This window comes from Streptomyces sp. NPDC031210, assembly GCF_055570395.1.
Genome location: NZ_JBVIHH010000012.1, coordinates 243,974 through 259,834 on the forward strand (window position 1 = coordinate 243,974; position 15,861 = coordinate 259,834).

Below are 15,861 nucleotides of genomic sequence, written 5' to 3' on the forward strand. Positions count from 1 at the left end.
CCGACATGCTGGACATCGCCGAAGAGTTGCACCGGTGGGTCGAGCAGGGACGCGACTTCGCCGTGGCCACCGTCGTGGCCACCAGCGGCAGCGCGCCCCGCCAGCCCGGAGCCGCCCTCGCCGTCGACACCGACGGCACGGCGATCGGGTCGGTCTCCGGCGGGTGCGTGGAGGGGGCGGTCTACGAACTGTGCCAAGAGGCGCTGCGCACCGGTGAATCGGTCCTGGAGCGCTTCGGCTACAGCGACGAGGACGCCTTCGCCGTGGGTCTGACCTGCGGCGGCATCATCGACATCCTCGTCACCCCGGTACGGACGAGCGTCCCCGCGGCCGCCGGCGACGGCGGCGCGGCGGGGGAACCGGTGGACAGCACTGCCGACACGCTCGCCGCCGGGCTGGCCGCCGCCGCCCAAGGAGAGGCGGCGGCGGTCGCCCGGATCGTCCAGGGCCCCGACGACCTCGTCGGACGCGCCCTGCTCGTCCGCCCCGACGGCAGCCACACCGGGACCCTGGGCGGACACACCGCCCTGGACCGCACGGCGGCCGCGGAGGCCCGCGCCCTCCTCGACGCCGGGCGCACCGCGACCTTCGAGATCGGAGCGGGCGGCTCCCGCTGCGGGCAGCCGGTCCTGGTGCTCGTCGAATCCTCCGTCCCCGCGCCCCGGATGATCGTCTTCGGCGCCATCGACTTCGCCTCCGCCCTGGTCAAGGTCGGAAAATTCCTCAACTACCACGTCACGGTGTGCGACGCCCGCCCCGTCTTCGCCACCGCCCGGCGCTTCCCCGACGCCGACGAGATCGTCGTGGACTGGCCGCACCGCTACCTCGACTCCCAGGAACTGGACGCCCGCACGGTCCTGTGCGTGCTCACCCACGACGCCAAGTTCGACGTGCCGCTGCTGGAACGCGCGCTCAAGCTCCCGGTCGCCTACGTCGGCGCGATGGGCTCGCGCCGCACCCACCTCGACCGCCTTCAGCGGCTGCGCGACGTGGGACTCACCGAGATCGAACTCAACCGGCTGCGCTCGCCCATCGGCCTCGACCTCGGCGCCCGCACCCCGGAAGAGACCGCCCTGTCCATCGCCGCCGAGATCGTCGCCAACCGGCGCGGCGGCACCGGCGTACCGCTGACCGGCGCGCACACCCCCATCCACCACGACGCCGGCCGCTCGGTGGGCCGCATCGGATCGGTCGCGTGAGCCGCGGCGGGACGGTGCGTACGGTGGCCGGGCGGTGCGTACGGTGGCCGGGCGGGAAGGGCATGCCGTCGCCCTGACGTGTGCGCCCGCCCGGCTCCTTGAGGACGCGGACTGTCCGCGAGGGGCCGTACCGTCGTCGCCATGACGCAGCGCACCGCCCCCACCCTCACCGCCCGCGCCCTCGGCCGCGCCACCCTCCACCGCCAACTCCTGCTCCGGCGCGCCACGATGAGCGCCCTGGAGGCCGTCCGGTGGCTGGTCGGTCTCCAGGCCCAGTCGCCCTCGCCGCCGTACTACGCCCTCGCCGCCCGGCTCGCCGGCTTCCGCCCCGAGGAGCTGTCCGGGCTGCTGGAGACCCGGCAGGCCGTCCGCCTCTCGACGCTGCGCTCGACCCTCCACCTGGTGAGCGCCTGCGACGCCCGGTTGCTGCGGCCGCTCACCGCCCCCGTGCACGAGCGGACCCTGCGCGGCAGTTGCGGCAAGCGGCTGACCGGCGTCGACCTGGAGCGGCTCGCCGCGACCGCCCGGGCGCTCGTCGAGGAACGGCCGCTGACGTTCAAGGAACTGGGCGACCGGCTCCAGCGGGAGTGGCCCGGATGCGACGCCCAGCCGCTGGCGATGGCCGCCCGTCAGCTACTGCCCCTGGTGCAGGTCACCCCGCGGGGCCTGTGGGGGCGCGGCGGGCAGGCCGCGCACACCACCCTCGAAGCCTGGCTGGCGGAGGCGCCGGCCGCCGACGCCTCCCCGGCCGCCCCCGCCGACGCGTCCCAGGGCGCTCCCACCCCCGGCACCCCCGGCCCCGACGCACCGGACAGCGACCCCCAACAGGCCCTCGCCGCCGTCCTGCTGCGCTATCTCGCGGCGTTCGGACCCGCCTCCGTCAAGGACATGCAGACCTGGTGCGGGCTGACCCGGCTGCGCGAGATCGTCGACCCGCTGCGGCCGCGCTTGCGCACCTTCCGGGACGAGAACGGCGTGGAGCTCTTCGACCTGCCCGACGCGCCGCTGCCGGACCCCGACACCGAGGCCCCCGTCCGCTTCCTGCCGGAGTACGACAACCTCACGCTCTCGCACGCCGACCGCACCCGGATCATCGCCCCCGCCCACCAGGGCCGCACCTGGGATCGCAACGTCGCCCACCGCGTCTTCCTGCTCGACGGCACCGTGCGCGGACTGTGGCGACCCGACCTCACGGCGGACGGCGCCCGGCTGACCCTCGAGCCGTTCACCGACCTGACGCCCGGTCAGCGGGGCGCGCTGGAGGAGGAGGCGGCCGGCGTCCTGCGGCTGGCCGCCCCCGACGCCCGGCACGACATCCGCTACGGCAAGGTCGGCAAGGGCGCGGACCGGGTGGGTTGACCAGCGGCGTCCTGGCTGCCTACCGCCCCGCCGCCCCGCGCCCCGTGCTCAGCGCCGCCATCACCAGCACGTCGTGCCACTCGCCGTCCCAGTGCAACGCCTCGCGCATCCGGCCCTCGACCTCGAAACCGCACTTCTCGTACGCGCGCCGGGCCCGCTCGTTGAAGGCGAACACCTCCAACTGCACGCGGTGCAGCCCGACCCGGTCGAAGGCGTGGTCCAGGAGCAGGCGGATCGCCTCGCCGCCGATGCCGCGGCCGGTGGCCCCAGGGGCCAGGGCGATCCGGAACACCCCGTGGGCGTTGTCCCGGTCGATCCCGCTCAGCGCGAGTTCGCCGAGACAGTCGCCGGTCTCCCGGTCCTCGATGGCCAGATCCAGGCGGTCCGCGCGGGCGCCGGCACCGGCGCACCACTCCTCGATCTCGGCGCGGGTGAAGTGCCGGTGCGTGCCGGTCAGCCGGCGGGTCTCCGGGTCCAGGCAGGCGGCGTGGAAGGCCGCCGCGTGCCGCACGGACAGCGGCGCGAGCCGGATCCGGCGGCCCGGCAGCACCGGCTTCTCGGACAGTGCGCGGTCATCGATCACGGGGGCATGATGGCCGGGCGGCGGACACCGCGGCAATCGGATTGACGCCCGGCCCTACGGCAGCACCCCGCGCCGCCGCGCCGCGATCACCGCCTGGCCGCGGGTGCGCGCCCCCAACTTGCGCATGGCGGCGCGGAGATAGCCCTTGACCGTCTCTGGGCGGAGCCCCAGCCGCTCGGCCGTCTCCGCGTTCGTCGCGCCCACCGCCACACACGCCAGCACATCCACCTCCCGCGGCGCCAGGGCCGGGCCCGGCACTCCGGCGTGCGGTCGGCCGGAGGACGCCCTGGCCAGTTGGCCGCAGGCCGCCAAAAGCTCCTGCCGCAGCAGGGGATCGGCCACCCGCTGCGCCAGCGCCCGCAGAGCGCCGTGCGCCTCGCGGACCTCCTCCCACATCGCCGGGTCCGCCGCCGTCGGCTGCCGGGCCACCGACAGCAACCGCGCCGCCTCGTCCTGGAGCAGCAGCTCCTGCTCCAGCTCGCGTGCCGCCTCCATCGCCGCCGCCAGCGGCCGGTCACCGAGCCGCGCCGGGCGGCGCAGCGCCCCGTAGAGAACGCCGCGCACCCGGCGCCGGACGATCACCGGCACCGCCAGCACCGACCGCAGCCCCTCGGCGGCCACCGCCGCGTCGTACTCGTGGCTGATCACCGAGGACACGCTGTAGTCGGTCACCGCGAACGGCCGGGACAGCGCCACCGCCTTGCCGCCGAGCCCGTTGCCCTGGAGGACGTCCAGACCGCGCAGCACCCCCGTCCGCGTCCCGGACAGTTCACGGATGCGGTAGCGGCCCGTACCGGCCAGCAAGCCGCCGAACGCCACCGGCAGACCGCTGTCCCGCCGCAGCCGCGCCAGTGCCGCCCGTACGTCCACGCGATCGTCCGCCCCCGAGCCGAGCTGCACGCCGAAACCTCCGGTTCCCCCCGTTCGGGGGTGGTGAGAACTGCGCCACTGATTACACGATGGCAGGTAGCGGTGCGGCAACGAGGAGGACGAGGAATGACGGACACGGAAACCGGGACGGCGGGCCGCGCACCGGCCGCCACGCGGGAGTTCCGGGCGGCGCGGGATCTCCTGCTCCGCCACCGCGAGGACTACGACGCGGCCCGGGCCGCGTTCCGCTGGCCCCGCCCGGCGCACTTCAACTGGGCGCTGGACTGGTTCGACGTCATCGCGCGCGGCAACGACCGCATCGCGCTGCACCTCGTCGAGGAGGACGGCACGGAGACCCGCCGCACCTTCGAGGAGATGCGGCGCCGCTCCGACCAGGTCGCCAACTGGCTGTCCGCCAACGGGGTGCGCGCCGGCGACCGCGTCATCGTGATGCTCGGCAACCAGGCCGAACTGTGGGAGACCGCGCTGGCCGCGATGAAGCTGCGCGCCGTCGTCATCCCCGCCACCCCGCTGCTGGGCCCCGCCGACCTCGCCGACCGCGTCGACCGCGGCCGCGCCCGGCACGTCATCGTGCGCGCCGCGGACACCGGCAAGTTCGACGCGGTGCCCGGCGGCTACACCCGCATCGCGGTGGGCGGCGCGCCGCCCGGCTGGCTGGCGTACGAGGACGCGCGGGAGAGCCCCGCCGTCTTCGAACCGGGCGGACCGACCGCCGCCGACGACCCCCTGATGCTCTATTTCACCTCCGGCACCACAGCCCGCCCCAAACTCGTCGAGCACACCCACTCCTCCTACCCCATCGGCCACTTGGCCACGATGTACTGGACGGGTCTGCGGCCCGGCGACGTGCATCTGAACATCTCCTCGCCCGGCTGGGCCAAGCACGCCTGGTCCAATCTCTTCGCGCCCTGGAACGCCGAGGCGACCGTCTTCCTCCACAACTACACCCGCTTCGACGCGGCCCGCCTGATGACCGAGATGGACCGGGCTCGGGTCACCAGCTTCTGCGCCCCGCCCACCGTGTGGCGCATGCTCATCCAGGCCGACCTGAGGGCGCTCGCGCATCCGCCCCGGGAGATCGTCGCGGCCGGCGAACCGCTCAACCCGGAGATCATCGAGCGGGTGCGGCAGGCGTGGGGCGTCACGATCCGCGACGGCTTCGGCCAGACCGAGACCGCCGTACAGGTCGCCAACACCCCCGGCCAGCAGGTCAAACCGGGCTCCATGGGCCGGCCCACGCCCGGTTTCGACGTCGTCCTGCTCGACCCGGTCAGCGGCGCCCCGGCCGATGAGGGCGAGATCGCCCTCGACCTCTCGGCGCGGCCCGTCGGCCTGATGACCGGCTACCACGGCGACCCGGCCCGCACCGCCGAGGCCATGGCCGGCGGCTACTACCGCACCGGAGACATCGGCTCGCGCGACAAGGACGGCTGGATCACCTACATCGGCCGCGCCGACGACGTCTTCAAGGCGTCCGACTACAAGATCTCGCCGTTCGAGCTGGAGAGCGCCCTGCTGGAGCACGAGGCGGTCGCCGAGGCCGCCGTGGTGCCGGCGCCCGACCCGCTGCGGCTGGCCGTGCCCAAGGCGTACATCGTCCTGGCGGCAAGCTGGGAGCCCGGCCCGGAAACCGCGAAGCTGCTCTTCGCCCACTCGCGCGCCGTCTTGGCCCCCTATAAGCGCGTCCGGCGGCTGGAGTTCGCCGAACTGCCGAAGACCGTCTCCGGCAAGATCCGCCGTATCGAACTGCGCGAACGCACCGCGCAGGGCGACGGCGGAGCAGAGTACTGGGAGGAAAACCACCGATGAGCGCGATCCGGACACACCTGTCCTACGCCAGCGGGGTCGCCGAACGGCCCCTGCTCGGCCACACCATCGGCGCCGACCTCAGCCGCGCCATCGCCCGGTACGGCGACCGGGAGGCGCTGGTGGAGGTGGCGAGCGGCCGCCGCTGGACCTACCGCGAGCTGGGCCGCGCGGTCGACGAGGTGGCCCTCGGCCTGCTCGCCAAGGGCGTCGGCAAGGGCGACCGGGTCGGCATCTGGGCGCCCAACTGCGCCGAATGGGTACTGGTCCAGTACGCCACCGCCCGGATCGGCGCCATCCTCGTCAACGTCAACCCCGCCTACCGCGTCCACGAACTGGCCTACGTCCTGCGGCAGTCCGGCATGCAGGTCCTGGTCTCCGCCATCCGCCACAAGACCAGCGACTACCGCCGCATGATCGAGCAGGTGCGGGCCGAGAGCACCGCGCTGCGGGACGTCGTCTACCTCGGCGACCCGACCTGGGGCGGGCTGCTGGCCGCCGGCGCCGCCGTGCCGCAGACCCGGCTCGCCGCGTGCGAAGCGGCCCTGACGGCCGACGACCCGGTCAACATCCAGTACACCTCCGGCACCACCGGGTTCCCCAAGGGCGCCACCCTCTCCCACCACAACATCCTCAACAACGGCTACTGGGTGGGCGAGACCGTCGGCTACACCGAGCACGACCGGGTGTGCCTGCCCGTCCCCTTCTACCACTGCTTCGGCATGGTGATGGGCAACCTCGGTGCCACCACGCACGGCGCCTGCATCGTCATCCCGGCGCCCGCGTTCGACGCCGAGAGCACCCTGAAGGCGGTCCAGGACGAGCGCTGCACCTCGCTCTACGGCGTCCCCACCATGTTCATCGCCGAGCTCGACCACCCCGCCTTCGCCTCCTACGACCTCTCGTCGCTGCGCACCGGCATCATGGCCGGCTCGCCCTGCCCGGAGGAGGTGATGAAGCGGGTGATCGCCGAGATGCACATGGCGGAGGTCTCCATCTGCTACGGCATGACCGAGACCTCGCCGGTCTCCACCCAGACCCGCCGCGACGACGACCTGGAACACCGCACCGCGACGGTCGGCCGGGTGCTGCCGCACATCGAGGTCAAGGTCGTCGACCCGGCCACGGGCGTGACCGTGCCGCGCGGCGAGCCGGGGGAGTTGTGCACCCGCGGGTACAGCGTGATGCTCGGCTACTGGCAGGACCCCGAGCGCACCGCGGAGGTCATCGACGCCGCCCGCTGGATGCACACCGGCGACCTGGCCGTGATGAACGACGACGGCTACGTGCGGATCGTCGGCCGCATCAAGGACATGATCATCCGGGGTGGCGAGAACGTGTACCCGCGCGAGATCGAGGAGTTCCTGTACTCCCACCCCAAGATCGCCGATGTGCAGGTGGTCGGCGTACCGGACGAGAAGTACGGCGAGGAGATCGCCGCCTGCGTCATCCTCCGCGACCCCCAGGACCCCCTCACCCGCGACGAGTTGGCGCGCTACTGCCGCTCCCGGCTCGCCCACTACAAGGTGCCGCGCCACCTCGACATCCTCGACGCCTTCCCGATGACCGTCAGCGGCAAGGTCCGCAAGGTCGAACTCCGCGAGCGGCTGGCGCGGGAACTGGGGCGCGTCGCGTCGTGAGCCTCCCGCTCTTTTCCGCGCTCAGCGCTCTCCCGGCCAGTCGAGCAGGAGGCGCTGGGCGCGGGGGAGCGAGGCGACGACGAGGTCGTAGGAGTCCTCGATCATGTCGAGGATCATCCGGTCGGGGAGGTCGCCCTCCAGGGAAACGGTGTTCCAGTGCCGCTTGTTGAGGTGGTAACCGGGCACCACCTCCGGGTGCGCCGCCCGCAGCCGCTCGGCGAGTTCCGGCTCGCATTTGAGGCTCACGGTGAGCGGCGCGGCCGTCAGCGTGGTCAGCGCGAAGATCTTGGCGCCGACCTTGAAGGTCGAGACGTCCGGGTGCCGTGGAAAGGGGAATTCCTCGGTCGCGCCGTTGAACTCCAGGCAGGCGGACCGCAGGGCGTTCGCGTCGATCATCCGTGCATTATGACCATCCGCGGGGCGACGGCGGCCCCGGGCCGGGCTCGTCGTCGGCTCTCCGCCCGCCCCCGGCTCACCGCCCCGTCGCGCCGTACTTGATCAGTTCGTCCGCCGGGTCGTTGACCGGCTGCGGGGTGCCCGTGAGGTCCATGACGAACAGCGGGATGTGCAGTTCGTCGGCGCGGGAGCGGGCATCGCGGGCGTAGCCGGCCAGGGAGAAGAAGACGGCGATGGCGGAGTCGTTGAGGCCGTTGAGCCAGACGCATTCGATCTCGCGGAGGGTGGTGGAGCGGGTGGTCGGATCGACCTGGGCGACCACCCCGGTGCCGCGCAGATCGACCCCGGAGGCGGTCCGCTCCTGGGTGCGGGCGACATCGGCGTAACCCAGCCACTTCAGATACTGCGCGGCGGCGGTGACGCAGTCACGGGCCGTACGGATCGTCACCGGGCGGAACGCGGGCCGCAGCACGGCGGGCCGGGCGCCGGCCGCGGTCGCGGGCAGCGGCGCGGGGGTGCCGTGCGGGCCGGCGGCCGGGAAGAGGGGCGGCGGGACGGGCACGGGCGAGACCGGGACGCGGACCACGGTCCCGCACGCGCAGCCCGACTCCGGCGCCGGCCACTCGTCCTGCCGCCCGCAGACCTCGCAGCGCACCTGGACCCAGGAGGACTGCCAGGTGCGGTGGAGTATCTCGACGGGCACCCCGCCGCGCAGTACGGGCATCGTCAGCGGGGCACCGCACGCGCACGGGAAGGTGGGCGGGGTGAAGGCGTTCTCGGGGCGGCACGTGGGGCACCGCACCGGCACGCTGTCGGCCATGGTGGGCTCCTGGCGGTAGGTCGGCAGACAGGACGGCTCTGCTGCTGCCTTCCATGGTCTCTCCAAAACCGGCCGCCGGGGGCCGAAATCGCGCAGAGAGCCGCAGGTCGGGGGAGAAACCGGGGGAGTCCCGGAGCGCGCGGGCAGGGGCGCGCGGGGCGCACCGGCCTCGCACGCGCCGCGTACGCGCACGGGGCCCGGCATCCGTGACCGTACGGACGCCGGGCCTCGCGAGTGGTTCCCGCCCGGCAGCGCGAGAGTTGGGCGCGACAGGACATCGCACCGCCGGACGGAGTCTGGGAGAGGGGCTGGAACCCGGGTACCGGGTACCGCGGGTTCCGGGTACCGCGGGTTCCGGGTGGGGCTTGGAGGAGGCGGGCTCCGCGGCGGGGAAGAGGCTCACCCATCCCTATCGGGTGAGCGCTGCCACCGCACTGGTATCTCCCCGCGTGCCGCGGAGCTCCGCACAACCTCTCCGTACCGGCCGACCACCCCTCAACGGGCCGGCCGGTACGGATGCGCAAGGATGCTGACCTCCCGTCAGTCCTCGCGCAGCTCGCGGACGCGGGCCTCGACGCGCTTGCCGTAGTCCTGGTCGGCGGCGTGGAAGTGAGCGAGGTTCTTCTCGATCACGTCGTCGCGGCTGACCTGGGAGAGGCCGCCGGCGATGTTGTCCACCAGACGGCTCTTCTCCTCCTCCGACATCAGACGGTAGAGCTCACCGGCCTGGAAGAAGTCGTCGTCCTTGGTGTGCGCCGGCGCCTCGTGCGTGCCGACGAAGCCGGAGACGGCGAGCGGGGCGGAGAGCGGCTGGTTCGTCTGGACCGGGCCGCTGTAGGAGTTGGGCTCGTAGTTCTTCGCGTGCCGGTCGTAGGCGTTGGCCGCCATCAGGCCGTCCCGGCCGTAGTTGTTGGCGGTGGTCGCCTTGGGGGCGTTCACCGGGAGCTGGGTGTGGTTGACGCCCAGGCGGTAGCGGTGCGCGTCGGCGTAGGCGAACAGCCGGCCCTGGAGCATCTTGTCCGGGGACGGGCCGATGCCGGGCACGAAGTTGTTCGGCGAGAACGCGGACTGCTCGACCTCGGCGAAGACGTTGTCCGGGTTGCGGTCCAGCACCAGGCGGCCGACCCGCTGGAGCGGGTAGTCGGCGTGCGGCCACACCTTGGTCAGGTCGAACGGGTTGAAGCGGTAGTCCGCCGCCTCGGCCGCCGGCATGATCTGCACGTAGAGGGTCCACGAGGGGTAGACGCCGCGCTCGATGGACTGGAGCAGGTCGGTCTGGTGGCTGTTGGGGTCCTTGCCCGCCAGCTCGGCGCCCTGCTCGCTGCTCAGGCAGCGGATGCCCTGGTTGGTCTTGAAGTGGTACTTGACGAAGAAGGCCTCGCCCTCGGCGTTCGTCCACTGGTAGGTGTGCGAGCCGTAGCCGTTCATGTGGCGGTAGGAGGCCGGGATGCCGCGGTCGCCCATGAGCCAGGTGATCTGGTGGGTGGCCTCGGGGGCGTGCGCCCAGAAGTCCCAGACGTTGTCCGGCTCCTGCTTGCCCGTGAAGGGGTCGCGCTTCTGCGAGTGGATGAAGTCGGGGAACTTGATCGGGTCCTTGATGAAGAACACCGGGGTGTTGTTGCCGACGAGGTCGTAGTTGCCCTCTTCGGTGTAGAACTTCAGGGCGAAGCCGCGCGGGTCGCGGGCCGCGTCCGGGCCGCCGAGGTTGTCGGCGACGGTCGAGAAGCGGATGAACGTCTCGGTCCGCTTGCCGACGGTGTTGAGGAAGTCGGCGCGGGTGAAGCCGGTGACGTCGTCGGTCACCTCGAAGTAGCCGTACGCGCCGGAGCCACGGGCGTGGACGACGCGCTCCGGGATGCGCTCGCGATTGAAGCGGGCGAGCTTCTCCAGCAGGTGCTGGTCCTGGAGGATGATCGGGCCGCCGACGCCGGCGGTGGCGGAGTTCTGGTTGTCGGCGACGGGGGCGCCTGCCTCCGTAGTGAGAGTGCGCGCCGTCAGCGTGGGCTTCGACATGGTGACCTTCCGTACGAGAGCGCGGAAGTTGGCTTCCGCATGTCGGAGCGTAAGAACAGCTCCGACCAAACGTCAACAGTTTGTTGAAACAAAGCTGGTGGTGTTCCGGGCGGCGGCCGCGCCTGGGCGCGACAGGACAGGTGTCAGCGCGACCACCGCCCGGAAACTCGGGGTTTTCGGGAGTTACCTCCCGAAAGTGAACTCCGGCACATGCGCTGCCGGTGGACCGCCGGAAGCCGGCACGCGCCCGACCGGGACCTCCACGAGGACCGGCCGCCGCGTCGAGACGGCTTCCTTACGGGCCCACTCGACCGCCGAGCGGAGTTCCGCCGGATCGACGGCGCCACGGCCTGCGCAGCCGTACGCCTCCATGAGCTTCACGTGGTCGGTGAGCCGCTCGTCGTAATGGACGTCGACCGGAAGTTCGCGGGGGTACCCGCCATCGGACCGCCGGGGCGGACCGGGGTACCCGGGGGTGAGCATGATCAGCACGAACGGCACGCCGTACCGCGCCGCGACCGCCAGTTCCTCGGCCATGAACGGGAAACCGCCCCCGTCGACGACCGCGACGACCTCGGCGTCCCGCTCGCCCCGGGAATCCAGGGCCGTACGGACGCCGATCGCGGCCGGCACCTCCCAGCCCGGCGGGCCGCCCGCGCCGGGCAGCCGGTGGCACCGGGGCACCGTCGCCGACGTCGCGGGGTAGCCGGCACCCGGGCCGCCCACGAAGTACACCGCCGCCCCGGACGGATCCCCGGGGCCGAAGATCTCGTCGAGCTCCGCCAGGACCCAGGGCGCGCGCACGGCGCTGTCAGGGCACTCCGTGCGCGTCGCCCCGGGTGGTCGCAGGGCCCCGGACCGGGGCGGGCGGAAGGCGAGCCGGTCGGCCCGCCCGGCGTCGTCACCGATCTCCGCCACGGCCAGATCGGCCGGGACATCGATCAGTACCGGACCCGGTCGCCCCTCCCGCGCGAGCGCGAACGCCTCGCGGAAGGCCCCCGGGATCCGCGCCGGATCCTCGATCCGCTCGGCCCGTTTGGTGACCGGGCCGGCGAGCCGGACCAGATCGGGCGGCCGGCAGGGGTCCTGGCGCAGCGAGCCGGCCGGCCGGTGGGTGCCGGCCGCCGCCCGCCCGGTGACGCAGACCAGCGCCACCGCGTCCTGCTGGGCGGCGTACAGGCCGGTGACCAGCCGCGCGGCTCCCGGACCCGCGGCCACCGCGGCGACACCGGGCCGCCCGGTCGTCCGGGCCCAGCCGTCCGCCATGAACGCGGCGCCCTCTTCGTGGCGCGCCGTGAGGTGCGCGATGCCGCCGGCCTCCTCCATCGCCGCGTACAGCGGGAGAAGAGCGGCACCGGGACAGCCGAAGACGGTGTCGACGCCTTCGTCCTTCATGATCTGGACCGCCGCCCGTATGGCGGGAACCCGCTGCGCCGCCATGGACTCAGCTTTCGGTGGTGTGTCCGGAGAGGCGTTCGACGCCGCGCAGGAGGGCGGAGTGGTCGAGGTTGCCGTCGCCCTGGGCGCGCAGGGAGGCGACGAGGTTGGCGACGACGGTGCCGACGGGCAGGGCGGCGCCGACGTTGCGGGCGGCGTCGGTGACGATGCCCATGTCCTTGTGGTGGAGGTCGATGCGGAAGCCGGGCCGGAAGTCGCGGTTTTTGAAGTTGTCCTTCTTGCGGGTCAGGACGGTGGAGCCGGCCAGGCCGCCGTTGAGGACGTCGAGGGCGGCGGCCAGGTCGACGCCGGACTTCTCCAGGAAGACGACGGCTTCGGCGCAGGCTTGGATGTTGACGGCGACGATGAGCTGGTTGGCGGCCTTGACCGTCTGGCCGGAGCCGTGCGGGCCGCACAGCACGATGGTCTTGCCCAGGGCCTGGAGGAGGGGCAGGGCGGTGTCGAAGTCGGCCTGCTCACCGCCGACCATGATGGACAGGACGGCCTCGATGGCGCCGGCCTCGCCGCCGGAGACGGGGGCGTCCAGGACTCGGATGCCCTTGTGGCCGGCGGCCTTGGCCAGGTCGATGGAGGTCTGGGGGGTGATGGAGGACATGTCGATCAGCAGGGCGCCGGAGCGGGCGTTGTCCAGGATGCCGTCGGGGCCGTAGGCGATGGCCTCGACCTGGGGGGAGGCCGGCACCATCGTGATGATCACGTCCGCGTCGCGTACGGCGTCGGCGATGGAGGTGGCGGCGGTGCCGCCGGCCTCGGCCAGCCGCTGGAGCTTGTCGGCCTCCAGGGTGTAGCCGGAGACGCTGTAGCCGGCCTTGAGCAGGTTCTCGGCCATGGGCGAGCCCATGATGCCCAGCCCGATCCACGCGATCTTGGGAAGGTTACTCATCTGCGAAGCCTCTTTCACACTCAAACGTTTTCGGTGACGCAAGCGACCGCACCAACCGAACCTGACCCGGCCGGGTTGGTGGGGTGGTGGTCAGTGGGCGGCGCGGTGGGCGGCGGGCAGCCAGCCGAACGCCTCGGCGCTGGGGCCGTCGCCGGGCTTGTACTCCAGGCCGGTGTAGCCCGTGTAGCCCCGCTCGCGCAGTTGGTCCAGCAGCGCGGCCAGGTCCAGCGACCCGGTACCCGGCGCGCCGCGGCCGGGGTTGTCGGCGATCTGTACATGCGCGGTCTTGGCCGTGCAGGTGTCGATGACCTTCTCCAGGTCCTCGCCGTTCATCGACAGGTGGTAGAGGTCCATCAGGAACTTCGCGTTGTCCAGGCCGGTCGCGGCGTTGACCGCGTCGACGATCTCGATGGCCTTCGGCGCGGAGACGATCGGGCACTTCGGCGACTCGGGCGCGTTGAGCGCCTCGATCAGCAGCGTGCCGCCCACCTCGCCCACCGCCCGCGCGGCGAAGGTCAGGTTCTCCAGCGCCAGCGCGTCCTGCTCCTCCGGCGAAACCCCCTCCACCCGGTTGCCGTAGAGGGCGTTGAAGGTGGTGCAGCCCAGCGACGTCGCGAACTCGATCGCCACCGGGACATTGGCACGGAACTTGTCCGACTCCTCACCCGGCACCGACAGCGCACCACGATCAGGGCCCGGCAACTGCCCCGCGTAGAAGTTCAGCCCCACCAACGCCGTCCCCGCGTCGTTCAGCGCCTCGCGCAGCGCGTCCAGCTCCGACCGCTCCGGCACCGGGGCATCCACCCACGGCCACCACAACTCCACCGCCGTGAACCCCGCCGCCCGCGCGGCCGCCGGCCGCTCCAGCAACGGAAGCTCGGTGAACAGGATCGACAGATTGACGTTGAAGCGCGTGTCCGAGAAACCCATGAGGGCCGGCGCTCCTTCCGGATAGCGGAACTTACTTTCTGCGTAATGGAACATTGCCTGGCGGGCTCCAAGGCTGTCAAGGGGGCCCGGGGCCAATTTCTGGTCGCCGGGCCCAACCGCGCGTAGGTTGAGCGGCGTGCGATTGAGAGTGGAATTCACGACGGAGCCGTTCGACCTGGACGAGGCCCCGGCTCATGCGGTGGTGGCGCGCGACATCGTCACGGGCGCCGGGCTGGACGCCGTGGACGTCGGGCCGTTCGGTAATACGGCCGAGGGCGACGCCGAACGGGTCCTGGGCGCGGTGTCCGCCCTGCTGCGCGACTCCCTGGGGGCCGGCGCCACCCGCGTCTCCCTCCAGGTCAATGTGATCGCGGAAGACGGCGGGCCCGAGGGGAGCGACACATGACCGAGCCTGCGGACCACCCGTTCGTCCAAGCGGTCAAGCCGCTCGTGGACGCGATGGGCGGCGAGATGGTCGCGCCGGGCCTGGCGCAGGGCGACGACGTCGTGCTGACCTGGGAGGGGGAGGAGCGGGTGGCCGTGCGGCTCCCGCACCTGTCCGACTCGCTCGACCACATCCTCGCCGAGCTGCAGCGCCGGCACGGCATGCCGCTCGCCGAGCTGGACCGGAAGACCAAGCAGTCGGTCGTCCGGATTCTGGAGACCCGCGGCGCCTTCTCCGTCCGGCACGGCGTCGAGACGGTCGCGGGCGCCCTCGGCGTCTCCCGTTTCACCGTCTACAACTACCTGAACAGGGAAAACGCCGCGAAGGCCACCGACTGAGGCGAAGCGGTCACCGGGTCCGGCCCGGGTGCCGGGCCGCCGTCCGGGTTACCCGGACGGCGGCTTTTGTGCCCCGAGTTTTCAACAAAGTGTTGACGGGATGTTGCCGGGGGTCTTAGCTGTTTCCAGCCAAGCAGAGCCGTCAAGCACCAGGCCACGGAGGCTTCCCGTGTCTTCGAGTTCGACCCCGGGTCTCACCCGGTTCAACACCGCCGACGACAGTACGGCCCTGGCCGCACTGCACGAGGTGTGTGCCAGCCGGGCGTGGGGGAGCAGGATTCTCGCCCAGCGCCCGTACGCCACCGCGGACGCCCTGTTCGCCGCCAGCGACGCCGCCATGGCCGAGCTGAGCGCGGCGGACCTTGCCGAGGCGATGGCCGGGCACCCGCCCATCGGCCGGCCGAAGCCGGGCGATCCGACCTCCTCCCGCGAGCAGAGCGGGATGGCCGGCGCCTCCGAAGCGCTCAAGGCGGAGATGCTCGAACTGAACCTGGCCTACCAGGAGAAGTTCGGTCATGTCTTCCTCATCTGCGCCTCCGGCCGGACCGGAGAGCAGATGCGGGACGCGGTCCGTCACCGGATCGACAACACTCCGGAACAGGAACGGGAGATCGTTCGCACGGAGCTCGGCAAGATCAACCGCATTCGCCTGACCCGCCTCACGGAACTCGCAGAAGGAGACGCAGCATGAGCAGCGAGACGGCCGGCTCGACGTCGGTGTCCACGCACATCCTGGACACCAGCGTCGGCCGCCCCGCGGAGGGCGTCGCCCTCACGCTCGCGGTGCGCTCCGGCAGCGACGGCGCCTGGACCGCTCACGGCGCCTCCAAGACCGATGCGGACGGGCGTTGCAAGGATCTGCCGGCCCTGCCGGAAGGCACCACCCACGTACGCCTCGACTTCGCCGTCGAGGAGTACTTCGTCCACCACAAGGCACACCAGCAAGCCGAGGAACAGCAGGACGCCCCCCGCGTAAGGGACAGCGGAGCTTTCTTCCCGGAGGTGGCAATCACCTTTGCCGTCAAGCCGGGCGAGCACTATCACGTACCGCTGCTGCTCAACCCGTTCGGCTACTCCGTATACCGAGGGAGCTAGCACCG

At 72.2% G+C, this 15,861-nt stretch carries 16 protein-coding genes; 8 read left to right on the top strand and 8 right to left on the bottom strand.

Features of this window, described 5'->3' with window-relative positions:
• The first annotated feature begins 5 nt into the window (after positions 1 to 5).
• Entirely contained in the window at positions 6 to 1,199 is a 1,194-nt protein-coding gene (locus ACZ45Z_RS22890) for an XdhC family protein (RefSeq protein ID WP_468365307.1), read from the top strand.
• A 141-nt stretch (positions 1,200 to 1,340) separates the two neighbouring features.
• Entirely contained in the window at positions 1,341 to 2,558 is a 1,218-nt protein-coding gene (locus ACZ45Z_RS22895) for a winged helix DNA-binding domain-containing protein (protein ID WP_468365310.1), read from the top strand.
• Positions 2,559 to 2,577: 19 nt separating this feature from the next.
• Here the strand turns inward: ACZ45Z_RS22895 and ACZ45Z_RS22900 are convergent, their stop codons facing one another.
• The gene (locus tag ACZ45Z_RS22900) at positions 2,578 to 3,141 is read right to left on the bottom strand and encodes a GNAT family N-acetyltransferase (RefSeq protein WP_468365312.1); all 564 of its coding nucleotides are present in this window, start codon (positions 3,139 to 3,141) and stop codon (positions 2,578 to 2,580) included.
• Between the two features lie 54 nt (positions 3,142 to 3,195).
• Positions 3,196 to 4,041, bottom strand: a complete 846-nt coding sequence (locus ACZ45Z_RS22905) for a LuxR C-terminal-related transcriptional regulator (protein WP_468365315.1) — start codon at positions 4,039 to 4,041, stop codon at positions 3,196 to 3,198.
• 96 nt (positions 4,042 to 4,137) lie between these two features.
• Here ACZ45Z_RS22905 and ACZ45Z_RS22910 point away from each other — a divergent pair, with 96 nt between their 5' ends.
• Positions 4,138 to 5,841 (top strand): AMP-binding protein, encoded by a 1,704-nt coding sequence (locus ACZ45Z_RS22910; RefSeq protein WP_468365318.1) that lies wholly within the window; start codon positions 4,138 to 4,140, stop codon positions 5,839 to 5,841.
• Entirely contained in the window at positions 5,838 to 7,478 is a 1,641-nt protein-coding gene (locus tag ACZ45Z_RS22915) for an AMP-binding protein (RefSeq protein ID WP_468365320.1), read from the top strand. Before ACZ45Z_RS22910 ends, ACZ45Z_RS22915 begins: the two co-directional genes overlap by 4 nt.
• A 21-nt stretch (positions 7,479 to 7,499) precedes the next feature.
• Here the strand turns inward: ACZ45Z_RS22915 and ACZ45Z_RS22920 are convergent, their stop codons facing one another.
• The 6 genes from ACZ45Z_RS22920 to ACZ45Z_RS22945 all read right to left on the bottom strand — a co-directional run bounded on the left by ACZ45Z_RS22920 (position 7,500) and on the right by ACZ45Z_RS22945 (position 13,978).
• Positions 7,500 to 7,874: an MmcQ/YjbR family DNA-binding protein gene (locus tag ACZ45Z_RS22920; RefSeq protein ID WP_468365323.1), complete on the bottom strand. Its 375-nt coding sequence runs from the start codon at positions 7,872 to 7,874 to the stop codon at positions 7,500 to 7,502.
• Between the two features lie 76 nt (positions 7,875 to 7,950).
• On the bottom strand, positions 7,951 to 8,694 hold the full coding sequence (locus ACZ45Z_RS22925) for a hypothetical protein (protein ID WP_468365326.1): 744 nt from the start codon (positions 8,692 to 8,694) through the stop codon (positions 7,951 to 7,953).
• A 540-nt stretch (positions 8,695 to 9,234) separates the two neighbouring features.
• Positions 9,235 to 10,692, bottom strand: coding sequence for a catalase (locus ACZ45Z_RS22930; protein ID WP_468365438.1), 1,458 nt, complete (start codon positions 10,690 to 10,692; stop codon positions 9,235 to 9,237).
• Between the two features lie 198 nt (positions 10,693 to 10,890).
• Positions 10,891 to 12,147, bottom strand: a complete 1,257-nt coding sequence (locus tag ACZ45Z_RS22935; protein WP_468365328.1) for a thiamine pyrophosphate-binding protein — start codon at positions 12,145 to 12,147, stop codon at positions 10,891 to 10,893.
• A 4-nt stretch (positions 12,148 to 12,151) separates the two neighbouring features.
• Positions 12,152 to 13,048, bottom strand: a complete 897-nt coding sequence (locus ACZ45Z_RS22940; protein ID WP_468365331.1) for a 2-hydroxy-3-oxopropionate reductase — start codon at positions 13,046 to 13,048, stop codon at positions 12,152 to 12,154.
• Positions 13,049 to 13,138: 90 nt separating this feature from the next.
• Positions 13,139 to 13,978, bottom strand: coding sequence for a TIM barrel protein (locus ACZ45Z_RS22945; RefSeq protein ID WP_468365334.1), 840 nt, complete (start codon positions 13,976 to 13,978; stop codon positions 13,139 to 13,141).
• A 136-nt stretch (positions 13,979 to 14,114) separates the two neighbouring features.
• Here ACZ45Z_RS22945 and ACZ45Z_RS22950 point away from each other — a divergent pair, with 136 nt between their 5' ends.
• The 4 genes from ACZ45Z_RS22950 to uraH all read left to right on the top strand — a co-directional run bounded on the left by ACZ45Z_RS22950 (position 14,115) and on the right by uraH (position 15,856).
• Positions 14,115 to 14,384, top strand: a complete 270-nt coding sequence (locus tag ACZ45Z_RS22950) for a YkoF family thiamine-binding protein (protein WP_468365336.1) — start codon at positions 14,115 to 14,117, stop codon at positions 14,382 to 14,384.
• Positions 14,381 to 14,761, top strand: a complete 381-nt coding sequence (locus ACZ45Z_RS22955; RefSeq protein WP_468365338.1) for a helix-turn-helix domain-containing protein — start codon at positions 14,381 to 14,383, stop codon at positions 14,759 to 14,761. Before ACZ45Z_RS22950 ends, ACZ45Z_RS22955 begins: the two co-directional genes overlap by 4 nt.
• 169 nt (positions 14,762 to 14,930) lie before the next feature.
• Positions 14,931 to 15,452, top strand: a complete 522-nt coding sequence (uraD, locus tag ACZ45Z_RS22960) for a 2-oxo-4-hydroxy-4-carboxy-5-ureidoimidazoline decarboxylase (RefSeq protein ID WP_468365341.1) — start codon at positions 14,931 to 14,933, stop codon at positions 15,450 to 15,452.
• Positions 15,449 to 15,856, top strand: coding sequence for a hydroxyisourate hydrolase (gene uraH / locus ACZ45Z_RS22965; protein WP_468365343.1), 408 nt, complete (start codon positions 15,449 to 15,451; stop codon positions 15,854 to 15,856). The genes uraD and uraH overlap by 4 nt, the downstream gene beginning before the upstream one ends.
• The last annotated feature ends 5 nt before the right edge of the window (positions 15,857 to 15,861 follow it).